Raw genomic sequence first — 14,802 nt, 5'->3', positions numbered from 1 at the left:
AAGTTCAAGTTCGAAATTCCAACTCACTCAACACATCAAAGGAGAACGAATATGGAAGTCATTTTGCTGGAACGCGTCAACAAGCTCGGTCACATGGGCGAAGTCGTGAAGGTTCGCGACGGCTATGCCCGCAACTTCCTGCTCAAGCGCGGCAAGGCGCTGCGCGCCACCGCCGACAACCGTGCCAAGTACGACGGCATGAAGGCCGAGCTCGAGGCTCGCAACCTTGAGTCCAAGGGCGAGGCGTCCAAGGTCGCCGAGAAGATCCAGGGCAAGAACATCATCGTGATCCGTCAGGCTTCGGAAGCCGGCCAGCTGTTCGGCTCGGTCAACGTGCGCGACATCGTCGTGGCGTTCGAAGCCGACGGTGTTTCACTGTCCCGCCCGCAGGTTCAGCTCGACGCGCCGATCAAGACCATCGGCAAGCACACCATCACGGTCGCCATCCACCCCGAGGTCGAGATCGAGATCAGTGTCACCGTGGCGCGCAGCCAGGACGAGGCCGAGCGCATCAACCGCGGCGAGGACATCTCGAGCCGGAACGAAGACCGGGATGCTGCGGCCGAAGCGATCGCAGCTGCCGGCGAGTTCTTCGACCCGGAAGCCCAGCAGGACGACGCCGAGCCGGCGCCGGCTGCGGAAGAGACCGAGAAGTAAGCCTCCGCATCGCGCAAGGCTTTCGAAGCCCGGTCGCCTCAGGCGGCCGGGCTTTTCGTTTGGCGGCAACGTCCTCGCTCAGCATCGCGATCGACGCGAGCGCCGTTGCTGGTTGCTTCTCGACGCCGTCGGTGACGCAGAAAACGTCGGCTGCGACCACGGAGACCTGACGCCCCGGCTTGATCACCCTCGCCCGGCAGATCAGCTCTCGCTGACCGCGGGCGACAACAGATTGAGCTTGTACCCAAGACGACGAAGGCCGCGCGAGAGCGCGGCCTTCGCATGTCGAAATATATGGTCGCTTATCGCGAAATCGGCGGCGTTGGCGGACCGGACGATTCGGCTGGCGGCGGTGGGGCCGCAGCGGTTGCGGGCGGCGCGGTCTCCTGCGACTTCGCTGGCGGTTCGGACCTCGCGGCGGGTTTGGGAGCAGCCTTTTCCGCCGCCTTGGGCGCAGCTGGCTCGGCGGGCTTCGCGGCGGACGGTGCTGCCGGCGTCACCTGCGGCACTGGATCGGGCCGCAACGCCGGAGTCTCGCTACCGCGCGGCTCAACCTTGGCACTTTCCGGCTTGGCCTCGGCGGGCTTCTCGGACGGCTTGCTGCCTTCAGATTTGCTGCCTTCGGATTTAGCCTCGCTGGAATCCCCCTTCGCAGTCTCGGGCTTTGTCTCGGGCTTGGACTCGACCTTCGGCTCGGTCTTCTTGTCGTCTGCCGTGGGCGCCGCGGCATCGACCTTCGGTGCCTCATCACTTCCCGGCTTGCCACGCTTGCCGAGACGCTTGGCCTTGCGCCCTTCGGGGGCAGCCTGGCCCTCGGGCTTCGCGCCTTCCTTCGTTCCTTCTTCGGCCGGCCGCGCGGCACGCTTCTGACGCGCGCCCTCGGCCGCGGGAGCGGCACCCTCGCCTTCCGGCTTGGCGGACTCCTGGGATCGTTGGCGGCGACCCTGACGTTCAGGGGACTGCGCCGGATTGGTATTGGCTTCCTTGTCCTTATCCTTGTCCTTGTCCTTGGCGCCGTCCTTCTTGTCCTTGCCGTCCTTGGCCTGGTAGCGGGTGTCGGTGGCTCCGTTGGAGACGAGATAGGAGGCGAGCACGCCGGCCATGTCGGGGCTGGTCGTGTAATGCTGGCGCAGGAAGCCCGGCAGCGAGCCCGGCGCCACCGTTTTCAACAGGCCGCGCGGGCTCTTGTGACATGCATTGCAGGTCTGCGCGAAAAGCTGGGATGGGGCCTTGCCGGCCTCAAGGTTCGTCGCCTGCGCGAGAACGGTATCGGTCGCGCCGAAGCCGATCAGAAGCAAGATCGTCGCGAGGCTGAGCGCTCGGCTCGACATTCCCATCATCTCCATTGAATTCCGAGAGGTGCAGCCGGTAGGCGGCGCCGCGGCGGGTCACCTTTTATCCGATTGAGCCGCGAATGGAAGCAGCCTCCGCGCGCAAGGATGTGATTAAGCGGTTTTGGAATATCCGCTTTGAGCACAGCGCAATAGCGGGCCCGGGACACCTCCCTAGATCTAGATGCAAACGCATAGGAACCGCTGAGATGCCCGGGCGTAGGGTGTCAAAGGCCGGGTTAGTCGCATCTCTTCGGGTCCGCTCGAGAGGATGGGTGCCGATGGATCGATTGTTGCGTCAATTCCTGTCTCAATTCATCCGCCGCGGGTCGATGACGGTGACCACGGCGAAGGGCTCGAAGTTCACCGTCGGCGACGGCTCGGGCGAACCGGTCGCAGTCCGCTTCGTCACCGCGGACGCAGAGCGGAAGATCCTCGTCAATCCCGAACTCGGTCTGGGCGAAGCCTACATGGACGGCGAGTTCGTCGTCGAGCACGGCACCATAGCTGATGCCCTCGCGATCCTGCTCGATCAACCCGACCTATTGCCGCACTGGGCAAAACCCTGGTGGCACCTGCGCTATCTGGTGCGGCACCTGAAGCAGTTCAATCCGCGCCCGCGCTCCCGCAGCAACGTTGCACACCATTACGATCTCGATGCGAGGCTCTATTCGCTCTTCCTCGACGCCGACAAGCAATACAGCTGCGCCTATTTCGAGACGCCGGAGAGCACGCTCGACGATGCGCAGCTCGCCAAGAAACGGCACATCGCCGCAAAGCTACTCGTCAAGGGCGGCCAGCGCGTGCTCGACATCGGCTCGGGCTGGGGCGGACTTGGGCTCTATCTCGCCGAGATCGCAGGTGCTGACGTCACTGGCGTCACATTGTCGACCGAGCAGTTGCAGATCGCCAATACGCGCGCAGCCGAAAAGGGCCTGACCAGATCGGCCAAATTCCTGCTTCAGGACTATCGCGACATCGCCGGCCCGTTCGACCGCATCGTCTCAGTCGGCATGTTGGAGCATGTCGGCGCGCGCTTCTACGACACCTACTTCCAGCGCTGCGCCGAGCTGCTGGACAAGGACGGCGTCATGTTGCTGCACTCGATCGGCCGTTCGCAGGGCCCGGACTCCACCAATCCGTGGATCGCCAAATACATCTTTCCCGGCGGCTACATCCCTTCCCTCTCGGAGGTGCTGCCGGCGATCGAGCGGGCCGGCCTGCTGGTCTGCGACATCGAGATACTGCGCCTGCATTACGCCGAAACGTTGAAGGCATGGCGCGAGCGCTTCATGGCGCGGCGCGAAGAAGCCGTGCAGCTGTATGACGAGCGCTTCGCGCTGATGTGGGAATTTTATCTGGCAGCCAGCGAGATGACGTTCCGCAAGCAGGATATGATGAACTTCCAAATTCAACTCACCCGGCGTCAGGGCGTCGTGCCGATGACACGCAACTACATCGCGCGTGACGAAGCCCGGCTGCGGGCCGTCGAAGCCGGCACCAAGCCGAGGCTGAAGCTGGCTGGTGAATAAGTCCTAGTGGCGCAGGGTCGAAATCGGAGCAGACCGGAAAGAGGCCGTTAAGGCCAATTGCATCCGCAGTGCCTTCAGGATTTCGGGGGCGACCGGCTCCCGACGTACTTCCGGCCTCGCAGCGTGCTCCATGGCCGCGATCAGCCCCGACAGCCAACGCCGGCTGCCTGCTTCGCTTCGCCAATTCCGGGGCTGCCGTTCTGGCCGCATCGCTTGCCTCGTTCCCTGGTGGCAGATCGGGAGACAACCCCCCGCCTGCCTGCCTGTTCCGGCTGTACCCCCGAAAGAATCCGGGGAGATGTGATCTGCTTCACATAAGTCTCGTCGGCCCTGGCATAGACCGTCGCCATGAGCAAAGAGACCCAAACCTCATTCGACGTGCAGGACGACCTCCGCACCGATTACGCCTTGATCGCTACCGGCGTCGGGGCGGCTCTGGTTGCACTGGTTTACCTCCTGCTGGTCTGAACCGAGCCGAAAGCGCCCAGCGTGCGTCATTTCGCGCGCGTCTCGATACGTCGGCCCGCCAACCCATTAGGTTCACTTCAACGAGCGTTTTCCGTGCCGCGGTAGCGACGGCTTTCAGGTCCCGACATGGTTCCAGGAAAATCCGTCAAGCGCGGCGCGGGCTGCGGCGGCCAATCATCCACCATTTTAATGATCGGTTGATAGCGGCGAGCTTTTGCTTCCGCTTTGGTCTGAGGCGGCGCTTTATCCCGGCCCCGCATCCGCCCCAGAAAATTGCTATCGCTCGACCATGGCCCTGACTGATTCGAACGTTCTCAAACTTGCGCCCGAAGCCGGAACTCCCGCCTATCGTAGCGCGCCGCATAATATCGAGGCGGAACAGAGCCTGCTGGGCGCGATCCTGGTCAACAACGACGCGTTTTACCGCGTCTCCGACTTCCTGGAGCCGAAGCACTATTTCGAGCCGTTGCACCAGACCATCTTCGAGACGGCCAGCAGCCTGATCCGGATGGGCAAGATCGCGACGCCCGTCACGCTGAAGACTTTCCTGCCCGCCGACACCGATATTGGCGGCATGACCATCGGGCAATATCTGGCGCGCCTCGCCGCCGAAGCGACCACGATCATCAATGCGCAGGATTATGGGCGCACCATCTACGATCTGGCATTGCGACGCGACCTGATCGGCATCGGCGAGGACATGGTCAATGTCGCCTATGACGCCCCGGTCGACTTCGCGCCGCGGGCGCAGATCGAGGACGCCGAGCGCCGCCTCTACGAACTCGCCGAATCCGGCCGCTATGACGGCGGCTTCCAGAAATTCTCGCAGGCGCTGACGCTTGCGGTCGATCTGGCCGCGAAAGCGTTCCAGCGCGACGGAAAGCTGTCGGGCATCTCGACCGGCCTGCGCGACCTCGACACCAAGATGGGCGGGTTGCAGCACTCCGACCTCATCATCGTCGCCGGCCGACCCGGCATGGGCAAGACCTCGCTTGCAACCAACATCGCCTACAATGTCGCTCGGGCCTACGTTCCAGAACTCCAGGCCGACGGCACCATGAAGGCCGCCCATGGCGGCGTCATCGGCTTCTTCTCCTGCGAAATGTCGGCCGACCAGCTCGCCACGCGTATCGTGGCCGAGCGCACCGGCATCCCTTCCTCCTCGATCCGCCGCGGCGGCATCTCGGAGGCCGATTTCGAGAAGATCCGCGAGGTCTCGATCGAGCTGCAGTCGCTGCCCTTCTATGTCGACGAGACCGGCGGTCTCTCGATTGCGCAGCTGATGGCGCGCGCCCGCCGGCTGAAGCGGCAGAAGGGCCTCGACCTCATCGTCATCGACTACATTCAGCTCTTGTCGGGTTCGGGCAAGCGCAGCGAAAACCGCGTGCAGGAAATCACCGAGATCACGACCAGTCTGAAAGCGCTCGCCAAGGAACTCAGCGTGCCCGTGATTGCGCTCTCGCAGCTCTCGCGCCAGGTCGAGTCGCGCGACGACAAGCGGCCGCAGCTCTCGGATTTGCGCGAATCGGGGTCGATCGAGCAGGACGCCGACGTCGTGCTGTTCGTCTACCGCGAGGAATATTACCTCGGAAACAAGGAGCCGCGCCCGGGCACACCGGAGCACGAAAAATGGCGCCTGGACATGGATCTTGCGCATGGCAAGGCCGAAGTCATCATCGGCAAGCAGCGCCACGGCCCGACCGGCACCGTCGATGTGGCCTTCGAAGCGTCGATCACACGGTTCGGCGATCTTGCGCCGGACAGCCAGGTGCCGGACCGCAGCGGCAACGACTACTGAGTTCCCTGGGTTGAACCCGACCGGCCTCTTGCGTAAAACGGCGTCATGACAATGGCGTCCGACCCGAAAATCATCCCGCAATCCGGCCTCCTCTCCGCGGAGGCCAATCAAGCTGCCGCGCTCGCGACCTTCGGCGGCGTGCTCACCGTCGATCTCGACGCCATCATCGCCAATTGGCGCAAGCTCGAGAAGACGGCGGTGCCGGCGGAATGCTCGGCGGTGATCAAGGCAGACGCCTATGGCTGCGGCGCCGAGCAGGTCGCGCGTGCCCTGAACAAGGCCGGTTGCAAGACTTTCTTCGTCGCCACCATCGAGGAAGCGCGCAAGGTGCGCGCGGCGGTGCCGGAGCCTGCGATCTACGTGCTCGGCGGCTATTTCCAGAACACCGGCGAGCACTACGCCCAGATCAACTGCCGCCCCGTAATCGGCGATCTCAACGAGCTTGCCGAATGGGACGTGTTCTGCCGCCGCACCGGCTGGACCGGTGGCGCCGCCATCCACATCGACACCGGCATGAACCGGCTCGGCCTGACGCTTGCGGAAGCGCAGGCCATCATCCCCCGCATCAACGCCGGTGATCACGGCATCACGCTGGTGATGAGCCATCTGGTGTCGGCCGAGCAGCTCAACAGCCCGGTGAATGCCAAGCAACTCGCGGCCTTCCGCGGCATCGCCAGCGAATTCTCCGGCGTGCCGGCGGCGCTCGCCAATTCGTCCGGCGTCTTCCTCGGCGCGCCCTTCCAGTTCGACATGGTGCGGCCTGGCGCCGCGCTCTACGGCGTCAACCCGACGCCGGAGGCCGACAATCCGATGCAGCCGGTGGTCGATCTCAAGGCCCGCATCGTGCAGATCCGCAATGTCGAGCGCGGCGAGAGCGTCGGCTATGGCGGCACCTGGACCGCACGGCGGCCGACGAAACTCGCGATCATCGCGGTCGGTTATGCCGACGGCTATTTCCGCGCCGCAAGCTCCAACGACGGCACCCGCGGTGCCGAGGTCATCGTCGCCGGCAAGCGCTGTCCGGTCGCCGGCCGCGTTTCGATGGACCTGATCGCGATCGACATCTCCGATCTGCCGCCGAACGCGGCACGGCGCGGCCACATGGTGACGCTGCTCGGCGAGGGCATCACCGTCGACGAGCTCGCGCATCATTTCGGAACGATCGGCTACGAGGTGCTGACCAGCCTCGGCCGCCGCTACGCCCGCATCTACAAGGGCGGAAACGTGGTGGAGCCGCTGGCCAGGCCGGCTCCCGCGCAGGCGGTCGAGCAGCAGACGGCCGCTCCGCCGCCGGTCGAGCCGCCCGCTAGCCCGCCGCCACTGCCGGGCTGAGCAGCTCGCCGCTTACTTCTTTTTCCTGCTGTCCAGCGCCGTCTTGCAGGTTGCACTGAGCTGATCGCGCTTGGCGTTGAGGCAGGCGACGATGCCGCCGCCCGGCGCAAGGCCGGCGCAGAATTTGTCATAGTCCGCCTTGCACGCGCCGCGCGGATCGGATGATTGTGCCGAGACGCCCCCGGAGAACGCAACGGCGACGGCGATAACGGCAAAGCTCAACTTGGACATTGTTTCTCCGGTAACGGAAGGCAGGAGCCGGTAGCTCTACATGAAGATCGCGACGTTCAACATCAACAACATCAATCGCCGCCTGCCCAATCTGTTGGCATGGATGCGAACGGCGAAGCCCGACGTCGTCGCACTTCAGGAGTTGAAGGCAAGTGATGGCGAATTTCCGGCGGCCGCGATCGAAAAGGCCGGTTACGGCGCAGTGTGGTGTGGACAGAAGACCTGGAACGGCGTCGCCATCCTGGCTCGCAATGCCGAGCCCGTTCTCACCCGCGATCGCTTGCCGGGAAAGCCTGCCGATCACGAAGCCCGCTACATCGAGGCCGCGGTACGCGGTGTCATCGTCACCAGCATCTACCTGCCGAACGGCAATCCGCAGCCGGGACCGAAATTCGACTACAAGCTCGACTGGTTCACGCGGCTCAAGCGCCATGCCAAAACGTTGATCAAGCAGGAGCTGCCCGTGGTGCTTGCCGGCGACTACAACGTTGCGCCTGATGAGATCGACATCTATCCGACACGCTCGTGGGACAAGGATGCCCTGATCCAGCCGAAGAGCCGTGCGGCCTTTGCCTCGCTGGTGGCGCAAGGCTGGTGTGACGCGATCCGCGAACTGCACCCGGAAAAGCGCATCTACACCTTCTGGGATTACAAGCGAAACCGCTGGCCGCGCGATGCGGGCCTGCGGCTCGACCATCTCCTGCTCAGCCCTGCCCTCGTCTCACGCCTGGCAAAAGCCGGCGTAGACAAGGACGTTCGCGGCGAGGAAGGCGCGAGCGATCACGCACCGGCCTGGGTCGTGCTGCGCTAGATCAGCGCCCGTAATATTCCTGCACCGTGTCCCACGCTGCTTTTTGCAGCAGCTCCACCGTCGGTGCGTCCAGTCCCATCGTGTAGGAATTGCCGACCGGCGAGCGGCCCGTCAGCGCGGCGAACGTCACGCAGGTCGCCAGATACGTGCCTGCGGGGCTCGGGTGCCGCTTGTCCGGCGCATACAGATTGAGCTCGGGCTGCAGCTTGCGCACGCGTGCGAAGGCAAGGCCTGCGGGAATAACCAGCGCATCATTGGCATTGCCTGCGATCGTGTAGGCCTCGGCCAAGGCTTCCGTCATCTCAGGCTTGTCGGCGTAAGCCCAGGACATGAACAGGACCGGCCGCATGCCATGGGCGCGGACGATCTCGCTGTCCTTCTTCGCGAAGGTGGCGAACGCGTCCTTCAATTGCGGATGGATCGGGCACTGGCTGCAATCCATCATCACGACGGCGTCGTACTGCCTGCCCGGCTTGTTGAAGACGACGTTGTTCTGCTCGTCGAACGAATAGGCGCCGAGGCCACCCGGCCGCAGCAGATTGTCCATGTCGTGCCAATCGAGGCCGGAGCCGCCGATCGTCGCCATGGTGTTGCGATAGGCCGCCTTGTTTTCGGGATCCGCAGCCCGCTCCATGAAGGAGAGATGCCCGGGCATGCCGTTGTTGTAGTAGAAGAAGCTGTTGCCGACGAACAGCGCGGCCTTGGGGAAATCCGGTCCCGATGTGGTGACCTTCGGCTTGGTCTGCGCCTGCGCATTGAGGCCGGCTACAACGGCCAGACACATCGCGAGCATCACTCGCGCGAAAAGACGCATCATCGGCTTCCTCCCTTGTTCTATCGGGCCGGAAACAGATCAGCTTTTCAGCAGTGCCTCAAGGGGACTGACGAGCAGCAGACATGCGCGAGAGCGCATGCTCACCACAGATTCTTGCCGTCGATCATGGTCACCGGCACGGCCTCGAGATCGAACTCGTCGAACAGGCGCGCGTTGACGCCGACCCTGGGATTGTCGAAATCGAGCTTGCCGGTCGACCAGTCCGGCGACTCCGAATAGGTACCGCAGCCGCAGCTTGCGCAGAAATGGTGTTTGACCGTGCGGCTGCCCCAGAGATAGGTCGCGACGTTCTCCGCGGGCGACAGCAGCCGAAACTGCGCCGGCGTGTAGTAGGCCCACAACGCGCCGCGCTTGGCGCAGAGCGAGCAGGTGCAACGGGTCACGCTCGAGGGCGCCTCCGTCACCTCGAACACCGTCTCACCGCAATGACAGCTTGCCTCGACCCGCATGACCCGCTCTCCGTTTTGTCAGGAGATGGTCGTAGCCGGAGCCTGCTGCCAACATGCTGTCAGCAGCGCGCAGCCGGACTTGACCCATGTGCTGCGAACCCCGACTTGCCGCGCCAACTCAACAAAAACATGAAAAACAACCCCATGCACAGTAGCCGACCGCTGACGAATCAATGGGTTACGTATATCCGAAACACAGGTTTTCACCGGTCGAGACACTTCGCCCGACACGCAAACGGTGCGATGGGCCAGGAGCTGACCTCGTAGGCGCCTTGCATTGGCGCCTTGTCCTCAGTTGCAGAATGAAGATCGAGGACGCGTTACTGGGCCTCGGCGATCTTCGGTCCGGATGACGGCATCTGCGCGTGAGTTGCCGAGAACCGGTTCGACGGCGATGCCGGATCCGGCAATCGGAAAGCGGCGTCGGCCGGCGCTCCCTGGGGTGGTCGGCGGGCAACGGTTGTCGGAAGCACGATCACTTTCGCGCCGACTTTCACGCGATCATAGAGGTCAACGACGTCCTCATTGGTCAGCCGGATACAGCCCGACGAGACCCGCTTCCCGATCGTATCGGGCTTGTTGGTGCCGTGAATTCGATATTCGGTGTCGCCCAGATACATCGCCCGAGCGCCAAGAGGGTTGCCGGGACCTCCTGCCATGAACCGCGGCAGATAAGGCTGACGCGAGACCATCTCCGCGGGCGGATGCCAATCCGGCCACTCTGCTTTACGGGCCACAGTCTGCTCACCGGACCATGTGAAACCTTCGCGGCCAACACCGATGCCGTAGCGCAGTGCCTGCGCGTCGTTCAGAACGAGATAGAGGAATGTGTTCTTGGTATCGATGATCACGGTGCCCGGCGTCTGGCGGCTGGCGTAGTCGACCACCTGCCGCACCAATGCTCCGGGAACGTCGGCCGCTTTGGGCGGTTCGACCAGAGGCGCCGGGGCCGGAAGCGGAGCCGAAGCCGGCGTCGGAGCCGGTGCTGACGGTGATGCACGAACCGGCGTTGAGACGTAAACCGGAGTGGACGACGCTTGGGCTTCGTGCGCGGACGGCTTTCGTGCCGGTTGCAGGTTCGTCGGTCGGGACAGCAAACCGTACCCCAGCGCGGCGACGGCCACGGCGCCAATTGCAACTCTCGCGGCCATCGGGATTGCGAACGTCTCCGCCTTTCCGCGCTTGGACCGCTTAGCCATACTCTTCCCCCAGGTCACTATGCTCACGAGAGGTACTCAGTAAGATTTAAGAAACTTCGAAGCGATTTCGCTCAGACTGGAACCGTCGGCGATGGTTAACGCCGAACTCTCGGCAAGACCGGGTTCCCTCGCCTCGCAGATCGCCTGCGCCCCTGGCCGCGGCTAAACTCCCGATTCGTGGAGACCGTTTTGGCTTTTCTCTTCGTCCTCATCGTCGGCCTCATCGCAGGCACCATTTCCGGCATCGTCGGCACGGGCTCGTCGATCATGCTGATGCCGGTGCTTGTCTATGCCTATGGGCCAAAGGAGGCGGTGCCGATCATGGCGGTGGCCGCCGTCATGGCCAACTTCTCGCGAATCCTGGCCTGGTGGCGCGAGGTCGATTGGCGGGCCTGCGCGGCCTATTCGGTGACAGGCATTCCGGCCGCCGTGCTCGGCGCGCGGACGCTGCTGGCCCTGCCCTCGCACGCCGTCGATCTCGCCATCGGGGTCTTCCTGATCGCGATGGTGCCGGTGCGGCACTGGCTGGCGCGGCACGACCTCAAGGCCAATCTCTGGCATCTGGCGATCGGCGGGGCCGTCATTGGTTACCTCACCGGCATCGTCGTCTCCACCGGCCCGCTCAGCGTCCCACTGTTCCTGTTCTACGGCTTGTCCCGGGGTGCCTTCCTCGCGACCGAAGCGGCTTCTTCGCTCGGGCTCTATGCCGCGAAATCCGTGACCTTCGAACGGTTCGGCGCGCTGACCGGCGATGTGTTCGTCAAAGGCCTGGTCGCAGGATCGTCGTTGATGGCGGGCGCCTTCATCGCCAAACGCTTCGTGCTGCGCCTGAAGCCGGAGATGTTCCGCGTCGTGATGGACGCCATCATGATCGCCGCCGGCCTCTCCATGCTGTGGAATGCGGCGCAGCCGTAGCCGCGTTGCGCTCAGACCGCAAATTCGGGTGCGATCGACGGGCTATCCTCGATGACGCGGTTCTGGTGGGCCGGCCGTCCCTCGAGCCATAGCAACACGGCCTCGAGTGGCTGCGGCCGATGATAGAGAAAGCCCTGCCCGAACCTCACGCCCATCTCGCGCATGGCCTGGGCCTGCTCGGCACGCTCGATGCCTTCGGCCACCAAAGTGAGGCCCAGCGTGCCGGCGAGCGATGCGATGACGCCAACAATCGCCTTGTCTTCCGCACTATCGGGGATCTCGCTGATGAAGGCCTTGTCGATCTTGACCTTGTCCAGCGGAAACCGCCTGAGATGGGCGAGCGAGCTGTAGCCCGTGCCGAAATCGTCGAGCGCGATGGTGGCACCCAGGCGCCGCAGGCGGTGCAGTGTCTCGGATGCGCTGGCCATGTTGTTGATCAGCGATCCCTCGGTGATCTCGAGCTCCAGCAATGATGCCGCCACGTCGAAGCGCGCGCAGGTCGCGCGCAGCTCGGCGGCGAACGAATGGTCGGCGAGCTCAGACGGCGGCAGATTGATCGCGATCCGAATATGCGACCTGCCGGCCGCAGCCAGATGTTGCAGGGCGCGGCAGGCGTCGGTGAGCACGTAGCGCGTCAGCCGCGCATTGTTGCCGCTGCGCTCGATCAACGGCAAGAATTCGCCCGGACCGATCACGCCATGCTCCGGATGGCGCCAGCGGATCAGCGCTTCCAGGCCGACGATGTCGTGGCTTTCGAGATCGACCTGGCTTTGATACCAGACCTCGAACTGCCTCTCGTCGAAGCCTGTGGGAATGGCAAGTTCGAGCTCCCGGCGGCGCCGATAGTCGCGCTGAAGCGCTTCGTCGAGCACCGCAACCGTGCCGGGCGCCTTGCTCTTGGCATGGTAGAGCGCGATGTCGGCGAGCGCCGGCAGGTGCGAAAGCTCTGGATCTCCGGCACGGCGCACGGCAAGGCCGATGCTGGCACGCGGCACGACTTGCTTGTCGTGAAGCCGGATCGGCTCCGAAATCGCATCCAGCAAGTGGCGCGAAAACCTCTGCGCGGTCTCCTCGTTGCTGACCTCGGGTCGGATGACGACGAATTCATCGCCGCCGAGCCGAGCCACCCAATCTTGCGGTTCGACCGCACCACGAAGGCGCTCGGAAATGTGCACCAGGAACTTGTCGCCGGAATCATGGCCAAAGGTGTCGTTGATGCCTTTGAAGTCGTCGAGATCGATGAAGCAGAGCGCGATCAGCGCGTCCGGTGAGCCGGCATCGTGACTCAGGGTCGCGAGGTGCTCGGAAAGCGAACGGCGATTGGGCAGCCCCGTGAGCGGATCGTGCGCGGCCATGTGGCCGAGCCGGTCGAGCGCACCCGACGTCGTGTGCTGCATGGCGTTGAAGGCATGCGCGAGCTGACCGAACTCGTTCGAGGATTTGACCTCCGCCGGATAGGCGCGGCCGTCCTGCTTGCTGCGCTGGATCGCGGACATCATCGCCGCCAGCGGTCTGCCGATGAAGAGGTTGGCGGAGATCCGCATGGCGATCAGGGTCGCAAACGTTGCCAACAGGCCGACGACCAGCAGCAGCACCAGCCGGCTGCCCGCGTCTGCGTAGAGCGCCGCACGCGAATATACGATCGCGATGCGGCCGGCCTGCACCGCCATGTTGCCGTTGCTGTAGTTGATCGGGCGCGAGATCTCCGCGACCGCCTGCCCCGTCGGGCGCGCCACCACGTGGGCGATCGCGATTCCGGTATCGTCGTAAACGGCCGCCGCGGCGATGCTCTCGTCGTGCATGATCTCGTTGAGCACGCTCGTGACCTGGTCGTAGCGCATCTTCCAGAGCGGTTCGGCAATCAGCTCGGCGCGGCTCTCCGCGAGGCGGGCGATGCGCGCGTCGAGCTGCCTGATCTGCGACCAGAAGCTCGACGCCTCCACGCCGGCGGAGGCGAGCAGTTGCACCAGCAACAGAACAGGCACTGTCGCCCAGATCATCGCACGGACGACCGAGCGCAAGCGCGGCGGCGCCGCCTGCTGCTTGCGGTCCGGATCGGTCATGTCGTCGCCGTTTCGCATCAGTCGGCAGCACCTTCCACAGGAGTCAGCGACGAGATCAGCGCATCGACGGAGAAGTCGTACTGGCCGCAGCGCCCTGCCCTGGCCCTGAAACGCGCGAAATCGATCCGGTCGAAGGCGCGCGTGGTGATGAGGTCGCCAACCGCAGCGAGGTTGTCGCGCGTGATCGCGGACGTCTTGACCTCGACACGGGGTGATACGTCCGCAAAATCGCAGCCATCGGCGTAGTCGCGCAACAGAACGATCGACCAGCCGCCGAGCAGGAAGTGCCCGCCGTCGGTCAGGAGCAAGCGGCCCGCCTTGATCTCGCGCAGCGCATCCTCCGACCAGTTGAGGCCGACCAATTGGATGTTCCGCCCGGGCGTGAGGCCGCCAGCGATCACCGCGCGAAGCGCTCCCAGCGCCATCGGATCGTTTCCGGCCCATATGCCTGCGGGCCGGATCTCTTTGCGCGTGGCCCAGCTCAGATAATTCGTGGTGACATGCTCGGCTTCCGACTGGGTCCAGTTGGCGAACAGCATCCGATCCACCACGACGTCGGGCGCGGCGTCCACCGCGAGCTTGAGACCCGCGTTGCGGGCGATCGAGGCCGGCGTGATCTCGTCGCCACCGATGCCGAGAATGTGGATCTTGCCGTCCGGGCTCTGCCATTTCTCGGCACGCGCCGCGTCGATCAGGGCATTGGCCATCCGCGCGCCCGCGGTCTGAAGATCCGTCGTGATGTCCCCGAGCCAGGTCTTGAGCTTTTGACGCGGCGGTCCAAGACGCGCCGCATCGTCACCGATCAGCGTGTTCGAGAGCAGCAGCGTCCTGATCCCGGCGGCCTCGGCTGCCTCCATGATCGGGACGGCGGCCGATTCCTCGTTCGAGAGAATGAGAAAGTCGGGCTTGTCGCTGCGTGCCACCACGCCGAACCCGAGCTCCTGCATGGTGCGGTAATTGCGCTCGCTGGTCAGCACCTCGACATGCGCGCCGAGCTTGCGGCCGGCGGCCTGCATGGTCAGCGAAACCATGTCCCAATAGACCTCGCCGGTCTTGCCCGGGTTGACGAAGACGACGTTGAGACGCTTCGCATCGGCCGCAACAGCGCCGCCAGGCGGCATCAGAACGCCGCAGGTGATGCCCACAGCGAGCAATATCCGTAAAAATCCCGTCATTCGTTT

General features: G+C 64.2%; 13 protein-coding genes and 1 pseudogene. 6 read left to right on the top strand and 8 right to left on the bottom strand.

The window, feature by feature from the left end:
• Positions 1–51: 51 nt before the first annotated feature.
• Positions 52–657 carry a 50S ribosomal protein L9 gene (gene rplI, locus AC0L3U_RS26140; protein ID WP_007592024.1) on the top strand — a complete coding sequence of 202 codons (606 nt, stop codon included), beginning with the start codon at positions 52–54 and terminating at the stop codon, positions 655–657.
• A gap of 38 nt (positions 658–695) precedes the next feature.
• Here the strand turns inward: rplI and AC0L3U_RS26135 are convergent.
• Both AC0L3U_RS26135 and AC0L3U_RS26130 read right to left on the bottom strand, forming a co-directional pair.
• A pseudogene (locus AC0L3U_RS26135) lies at positions 696–933 on the bottom strand (hotdog family protein); the annotation flags it as partial.
• A 26-nt stretch (positions 934–959) separates the two neighbouring features.
• Positions 960–1,988, bottom strand: coding sequence for a hypothetical protein (locus AC0L3U_RS26130; protein WP_473363751.1), 1,029 nt, complete (start codon positions 1,986–1,988; stop codon positions 960–962).
• 281 nt (positions 1,989–2,269) lie between these two features.
• On the opposite strand from AC0L3U_RS26130, the gene AC0L3U_RS26125 reads away from it, so the two are divergent.
• The 3 genes from AC0L3U_RS26125 (at position 2,270) to alr (ending at position 7,118) form a co-directional block, all read left to right on the top strand.
• Positions 2,270–3,520: a class I SAM-dependent methyltransferase gene (locus AC0L3U_RS26125; protein ID WP_473363750.1), complete on the top strand. Its 1,251-nt coding sequence runs from the start codon at positions 2,270–2,272 to the stop codon at positions 3,518–3,520.
• A gap of 757 nt (positions 3,521–4,277) precedes the next feature.
• The gene (locus AC0L3U_RS26120; protein WP_027569657.1) at positions 4,278–5,786 is read left to right on the top strand and encodes a replicative DNA helicase; all 1,509 of its coding nucleotides are present in this window, start codon (positions 4,278–4,280) and stop codon (positions 5,784–5,786) included.
• A 51-nt stretch (positions 5,787–5,837) separates the two neighbouring features.
• On the top strand, positions 5,838–7,118 hold the full coding sequence (gene alr, locus AC0L3U_RS26115; RefSeq protein WP_473363818.1) for an alanine racemase: 1,281 nt from the start codon (positions 5,838–5,840) through the stop codon (positions 7,116–7,118).
• Between the two features lie 12 nt (positions 7,119–7,130).
• Here the strand turns inward: alr and AC0L3U_RS26110 are convergent, their stop codons facing one another.
• The gene (locus AC0L3U_RS26110; protein ID WP_473363749.1) at positions 7,131–7,349 is read right to left on the bottom strand and encodes a hypothetical protein; all 219 of its coding nucleotides are present in this window, start codon (positions 7,347–7,349) and stop codon (positions 7,131–7,133) included.
• Between the two features lie 40 nt (positions 7,350–7,389).
• On the opposite strand from AC0L3U_RS26110, the gene AC0L3U_RS26105 reads away from it, so the two are divergent.
• Complete coding sequence (locus AC0L3U_RS26105) at positions 7,390–8,160, top strand: exodeoxyribonuclease III (protein WP_473363748.1); 771 nt, start codon at positions 7,390–7,392, stop codon at positions 8,158–8,160.
• Between the two features lies 1 nt (position 8,161).
• On the opposite strand, the gene AC0L3U_RS26100 is transcribed toward AC0L3U_RS26105, so the two are convergent.
• The 3 genes from AC0L3U_RS26100 to AC0L3U_RS26090 all read right to left on the bottom strand — a co-directional run bounded on the left by AC0L3U_RS26100 (position 8,162) and on the right by AC0L3U_RS26090 (position 10,643).
• Positions 8,162–8,977 (bottom strand): hypothetical protein, encoded by an 816-nt coding sequence (locus AC0L3U_RS26100; RefSeq protein WP_473363747.1) that lies wholly within the window; start codon positions 8,975–8,977, stop codon positions 8,162–8,164.
• 98 nt (positions 8,978–9,075) lie between these two features.
• On the bottom strand, positions 9,076–9,444 hold the full coding sequence (locus tag AC0L3U_RS26095; protein WP_473363746.1) for a GFA family protein: 369 nt from the start codon (positions 9,442–9,444) through the stop codon (positions 9,076–9,078).
• Between the two features lie 320 nt (positions 9,445–9,764).
• Entirely contained in the window at positions 9,765–10,643 is an 879-nt protein-coding gene (locus AC0L3U_RS26090) for a L,D-transpeptidase (protein ID WP_473346370.1), read from the bottom strand.
• 189 nt (positions 10,644–10,832) lie between these two features.
• On the opposite strand from AC0L3U_RS26090, the gene AC0L3U_RS26085 reads away from it, so the two are divergent.
• Positions 10,833–11,558: a sulfite exporter TauE/SafE family protein gene (locus tag AC0L3U_RS26085; protein ID WP_473363745.1), complete on the top strand. Its 726-nt coding sequence runs from the start codon at positions 10,833–10,835 to the stop codon at positions 11,556–11,558.
• 11 nt (positions 11,559–11,569) lie between these two features.
• On the opposite strand, the gene AC0L3U_RS26080 is transcribed toward AC0L3U_RS26085, so the two are convergent.
• Together AC0L3U_RS26080 and AC0L3U_RS26075 are read right to left on the bottom strand one after the other, a co-directional pair.
• Positions 11,570–13,639 carry a putative bifunctional diguanylate cyclase/phosphodiesterase gene (locus tag AC0L3U_RS26080; protein ID WP_473363744.1) on the bottom strand — a complete coding sequence of 690 codons (2,070 nt, stop codon included), beginning with the start codon at positions 13,637–13,639 and terminating at the stop codon, positions 11,570–11,572.
• Positions 13,639–14,796, bottom strand: a complete 1,158-nt coding sequence (locus AC0L3U_RS26075) for an ABC transporter substrate-binding protein (protein ID WP_473363743.1) — start codon at positions 14,794–14,796, stop codon at positions 13,639–13,641. Before AC0L3U_RS26075 ends, AC0L3U_RS26080 begins: the two co-directional genes overlap by 1 nt.
• Between the last annotated feature and the right edge of the window lie 6 nt (positions 14,797–14,802).

The organism is Bradyrhizobium sp. Kon69 (assembly GCF_055807515.1).
This window is presented reverse-complemented; position numbering and strand designations above follow the sequence as displayed.

Excerpts from the sequence above, each read along its gene's own strand:
- rplI (WP_007592024.1), top strand. The coding sequence starts at position 52 with ATGGAAGTCATTTTGCTGGAACGCGTCAACAAGCTCGGTCACATGGGC.
- AC0L3U_RS26130 (WP_473363751.1), bottom strand. The coding sequence starts at position 1,988 with ATGTCGAGCCGAGCGCTCAGCCTCGCGACGATCTTGCTTCTGATCGGC.
- AC0L3U_RS26125 (WP_473363750.1), top strand. The coding sequence starts at position 2,270 with ATGGATCGATTGTTGCGTCAATTCCTGTCTCAATTCATCCGCCGCGGG.
- AC0L3U_RS26120 (WP_027569657.1), top strand. The coding sequence starts at position 4,278 with ATGGCCCTGACTGATTCGAACGTTCTCAAACTTGCGCCCGAAGCCGGA.
- alr (WP_473363818.1), top strand. The coding sequence starts at position 5,838 with ATGGCGTCCGACCCGAAAATCATCCCGCAATCCGGCCTCCTCTCCGCG.
- AC0L3U_RS26110 (WP_473363749.1), bottom strand. The coding sequence starts at position 7,349 with ATGTCCAAGTTGAGCTTTGCCGTTATCGCCGTCGCCGTTGCGTTCTCC.
- AC0L3U_RS26105 (WP_473363748.1), top strand. The coding sequence starts at position 7,390 with ATGAAGATCGCGACGTTCAACATCAACAACATCAATCGCCGCCTGCCC.
- AC0L3U_RS26100 (WP_473363747.1), bottom strand. The coding sequence starts at position 8,977 with ATGATGCGTCTTTTCGCGCGAGTGATGCTCGCGATGTGTCTGGCCGTT.
- AC0L3U_RS26095 (WP_473363746.1), bottom strand. The coding sequence starts at position 9,444 with ATGCGGGTCGAGGCAAGCTGTCATTGCGGTGAGACGGTGTTCGAGGTG.
- AC0L3U_RS26090 (WP_473346370.1), bottom strand. The coding sequence starts at position 10,643 with ATGGCTAAGCGGTCCAAGCGCGGAAAGGCGGAGACGTTCGCAATCCCG.
- AC0L3U_RS26080 (WP_473363744.1), bottom strand. The coding sequence starts at position 13,639 with ATGCGAAACGGCGACGACATGACCGATCCGGACCGCAAGCAGCAGGCG.
- AC0L3U_RS26075 (WP_473363743.1), bottom strand. The coding sequence starts at position 14,796 with ATGACGGGATTTTTACGGATATTGCTCGCTGTGGGCATCACCTGCGGC.